The 4,553-nt window shown below is 45.4% G+C and carries 5 protein-coding genes; 2 read left to right on the top strand and 3 right to left on the bottom strand.

Going from position 1 to position 4,553, the window contains the following annotated elements:
* Positions 1–668 (top strand): AGE family epimerase/isomerase (locus RMO55_RS00650; protein ID WP_310421946.1); only part of this gene is annotated, 668 nt, incomplete at its 5' end.
* A gap of 491 nt (positions 669–1,159) precedes the next feature.
* On the top strand, positions 1,160–1,870 hold the full coding sequence (locus tag RMO55_RS00645; protein WP_310421943.1) for a response regulator transcription factor: 711 nt from the start codon (positions 1,160–1,162) through the stop codon (positions 1,868–1,870).
* A gap of 118 nt (positions 1,871–1,988) precedes the next feature.
* Here the strand turns inward: RMO55_RS00645 and deoC are convergent, their stop codons facing one another.
* The 3 genes from deoC to RMO55_RS00630 form a co-directional block, all read right to left on the bottom strand.
* Complete coding sequence (gene deoC / locus RMO55_RS00640) at positions 1,989–2,669, bottom strand: deoxyribose-phosphate aldolase (protein WP_310421941.1); 681 nt, start codon at positions 2,667–2,669, stop codon at positions 1,989–1,991.
* Positions 2,670–2,909: 240 nt separating this feature from the next.
* Positions 2,910–3,545 carry an HAS-barrel domain-containing protein gene (locus RMO55_RS00635; RefSeq protein WP_310421938.1) on the bottom strand — a complete coding sequence of 212 codons (636 nt, stop codon included), beginning with the start codon at positions 3,543–3,545 and terminating at the stop codon, positions 2,910–2,912.
* A gap of 176 nt (positions 3,546–3,721) precedes the next feature.
* The coding region (locus RMO55_RS00630) for a type I restriction enzyme endonuclease domain-containing protein (protein WP_310421935.1) at positions 3,722–4,553 on the bottom strand (832 nt) is incomplete at its 5' end.

Here is a 4,553-nt window from a genome sequence, read left to right as displayed (position 1 = left end):
CTCTCGCCGTACCGATGATTTTGGCGAACCTGACGCTGGAAATAGCATGGTTATTGCCAAGTGAGGAGTTAGACCGAGTGTTAGATCTAACTGTGCGGGAGGTAATGACTGACTTTCTTGACAAAGAGCGCGGGCTAATGTTTGAAAATGTTGCTCCCGATGGTAGTCATGTCGATTGTTTTGAGGGACGCTCGATTAATCCTGGACATGGGATCGAAGCAATGTGGTTTATCATGGATATCGCCAATCGTCGTCAGGATACAGCCACCATTAACCAAGCTGTGGATGTGGTATTAAATATTCTCAATTTTGCTTGGGACGATAAATATGGGGGGATATATTATTTTATGGATGCTGATGGACATCCACCCCAACAATTAGAATGGAATCAAAAGCTATGGTGGGTACATGTCGAAACCCTCGTCGCCTTGGCAATGGGTTATCGGTTGACAGGGAGGGAAGAATGTTGGACATGGTATCAGCGGGTACATGAATATGCCTGGACGCACTTTTCCGATCCCGAACATGGCGAGTGGTTTGGCTATCTCGATCGACAAGGCGAAGTATTATTAGATCTCAAAGGCGGTAAATGGAAAGGTTGTTTTCATGTCCCACGGGCATTATTGATGTGCTGGAAAGAGTTTGAAGAATTGGGGATTGGGCTTTAGGTTTTAGGAAACAGGCTTGAGGATGATTGAGAAGCGGTATCCATCTAGAGACGCTCGTCTCTGTAAAATTGAAATATTTCACGCCCAGCAACTAATCTCGAAACCCGAAACCCGAAACCCTAAAACCTAATCCCTAAAACCTAAAACCTAAAACCTAAAACCTAATCCCTAATCCGCCACTTGACTGAAAAAAGTCTGGCTGTGATTTCATCCCGATCGAGAGTTAAGTAGTTTGAGCCATAATTGCTACATATGAGAATATCAAATTGGGGCACGATCGAGATCGACGGATCTCAGGAACGTTGAATATCGTTGCGAGGTTGAAAAGATCGGAAACTTCAAGTAGTTTGCAGAAATCTTGTTGACATTAGTAGTAATATTGCTGTCTAATGCTGTAAAAATATATTTTCATCCGGTTATGACGGAGCAACAGCCGAATAATTAAACCATAGTCGATCGGTAGTAAGTATCAAAAATCTAAGGAATTGGACATGATTCGCATTCTCCTGGCGGATGACCAGAAGAGCATTCGGGAACGGCTCAAGTCTCTACTAGAGACCGAGGCAGATTTCGATATCGTTGGAATGGTAGATAATGGCTATGATGCGATCGAGCAAGTCAAATTACTGCTTCCTGATGTCGTCCTCATGGATATGGAAATGCCCGATCTCGATGGTGTATTCGCTACCAAAATTATTTCTAACAGTTCGCTCAAAACCAAAATTCTAGTGCTGAGTAGTCACGATGGCGATGAGTATGTCGCTAAATCGATCTGCGCTGGTGCCAATGGTTATATTCTCAAAGGTGCTCCAGCACAGGAAATTTGCGATGCAGTTCGATTTATAAATCTTGGCTATATGCAGATTTCGCCTGGATTATTTGAGAAATTTATCCCGAACAAGATCGGGCTAGGAACATTGCCAATGAGGGATCGAATCGATTATCCTGGTGGGCTGGAATTGACTGGCATCAATAAGCGTAAATCTAATTCTGGCTTCGGTCGATCTTCAGGCTCGATCGTATTGTGGCGATCTTCTAAATCGGTCGGGCGGTATCAAGCGATAGCATTAATATTAGCTGGATTGGGAGCGGTCTATTGTCTGTCGCTGCTCCACCATAATTTCAAGAAATCAGTCACAAAAGCCAATCATCAAAATCCCTCTCCACAATTACAACACAAAGCAGATCGGGTCAAAGGCTAGGTAAGAGTGTCATTCGCTTAGATTTTAACTGTGCATATATAGCAACCGTCGGGGCGATGAGGACATCTCCAGCATTACTGCAATACCCCCGACTTCTCCACGATTGACTATTCACTATTCACGACTTATTTGAATCTTGCTCCCGTTGTTTTAATAAATCTACGCCCCAGGAAGTACCGATCCTGGTTGCGCCAGCCAGAATTAATTCTACAGCTCGATCGTGTGTCTGAATCCCACCAGATGCTTTGATCCCAATTTGGTCTTTAGTTAGCTCTTTTAGTAGCCGAACATCTACGACAGTCGCCGCACCACTCCAACCCGTACCCGTTTCCAACATCCTCACACCTGCATCCATACAAATTTGAGCCGCCATCAGTTGTTCTGGTTGCGTCAACAGCGACATCTCTAGAATCGCTTTGACCATCAAACCAGTCGATTCGCAGATTTCGGCGATTTCGCGGTGGACATCATCAATTTTCCCAGCCTTCAACCAGCCGATATTGATGACAACATCTAATTCCTGAGCACCATTTTCCATTGCCTCCTGAGCTTCATACAGCTTAGTCGCTGTCGTCGTGGCACCTGTGGGGAAACCGATGACAGTACAAATCTGGGGGCGTTTTTGGTGCAATAGAGCGGTAACTTGTCGGACATAGCAGGGATTGACACAGACAGCCGCAAATCCGTATCTTTCAGCTTCTTCACATGCCTGCTCCACCATTTCAGGAGTTGCGATACCGAGCAAGGATCGATCGATAAATGGAGCGATATCAAGGTTCTCAGACTGTTCGGTTCGCATTTTGGCGTTGCTGGATTAGGGTATGAAGAAACTGGAAAAAGAGCGGGGAGCGGGGAGCGGGGAGCGGAAAATCCGGTCTTGGGGTTTCCCCTGTCTTGTCGTTTTCTTATTCGGGGGGAACCCCCGAATAAAAACGCCGCAAGTGGAGGACTTTTCCAAGACAGCAAGGAGCGGGGAGAAAAGAGTGTAGAAACGGGATGAAGTCTCCCATTTTCACAATCCCTCCGCACTCCCCCCTTTTTACCGAATTTGGGATAAAACATATCGCAACCTGTCGTAGTCATCCTTGAGAATCAGGCTCACAGTGCGTCCTGCAGTGACTAGCCACGATCGATCTCGCGATCTGAGCTGATGAATTTCGCGAATGGTGGCGGCGGTAAGGGCTTCCACAGGCGCACCTTGCACTTGTAACAGCGTCCGCAAGAATTCTAACTGTTCGCTGAAGCGGATAATCTCTTCGGAATCGCACTGATAGACCCCCTGATGGATTTGGGGCGGGCGGGGTGGTAGGTATTGATACATTTGCCCCTTGTCATCTTCAAAGCCGATAATTGCCGCTTTAAACTCGGTTTTGAGCATGGCAAAGATTTGAGGTTGCTCTTCGCGCAATTCGTCAAGGGACATGCCCAACGCACGGGCGCGATGGACGGAATCGATCGGAGCAGTGGTAGCATGATAGACCACCGCAAAAATTTGATTGCCAGATTCTTCATCACTAGCTTTAACAATACTACCAAAGGTCGGCATTACAGCTAGTTTGAGATCTTCGGGTTCTAGACATTGAGCCAGAAATTCACAAGTGGATGTCTCGATTACCTCGGCGATATGTCGAGGATGTTTGGCACCACTGCTAAATTGGGGTAATGGTAAACGCATCGCTAAGAGTGAGAGAAACTAGGGAACGGGGGGATTTGGAGCGATTATTCTAGAGTTTTAATTATTGTCTACAGTAATTACTTTAGACAATAGATTAGTTTTTGCCCAATATGTCAGGCGATGATTCAAACATTATCAGTCAATCTTTTGAGTCGTCAAATGGAGAAACCTTGAATCTACACAGCCCACTTCTGCCCTGCACTGGCACGGCCATAGATGAGATTGAAGATGTTGTCACGCTTGATTTGGAAGATTATTTGATCGTAACTATCGGGTAAATTTTGGTCTAAAATTTCCTCAACTGTAGACTTGACTCGAAGTTTGCTCTGGTCGTCTTTATGCCAGTCTTGGACTAACACTTTTGGTTGCGTCGCCATTAATCGCGCTAATAGAGATTGTGCTGCTAGCTTGACTTTTTGGGTGTCTGCGGCGGTCATTTTGTCTTGTTTGAGCAGATCGAATAATTCTAATTCATCCTCCGTCAAACCTTCGCGCAGGTGTCGCTCTGACTCTTGTTTGAGGTTTTGGGCGAAGTCTACCAAGGCTTCATAATAGTTCTCAGTAGACGAACCGCCTGCATTGTATCGATCGATGATAAATTGCAACCGTTGGGCAAAATCAGTACGGGTGGTATTTTGTTGCAGCATTCGATCGAGCTTGTCTTCTATAAAGCTCCGCAGATCGGCTATTTGAATATTTTTATAAGGTGCTAATTTAAATTCTGTTTTGAGCTTGTCATAGTCGATTTTACTTAAATCTAGGATTTTGCCCGTGGGGAGAATTTTATATGCTGCGGTATATTCTGGCTGACTGACTGCGTTATCGTCTGCAACTACACTACGATCGAGTAGTTCGGATATTTTCAGATCGATCGAGTCAATATTCGTGCGTTCGATGATGCTATTAATCACGCCGCGCAGGTATTGGAAGACGAAGACGAGCGGACGACGATTGCTGAGAATTTCTGGTTTACAGGCTTCATAGAGGGATGAGATCGTATTGTCGTAG

Source organism: Chamaesiphon sp. VAR_48_metabat_135_sub (assembly GCF_031418915.1).
In the GTDB taxonomy this organism is placed as follows: domain Bacteria; phylum Cyanobacteriota; class Cyanobacteriia; order Cyanobacteriales; family Chamaesiphonaceae; genus Chamaesiphon.
The sequence above is the reverse complement of the archived record's forward strand: the minus strand, read 5'-3'. Positions and strand labels throughout refer to the sequence as shown.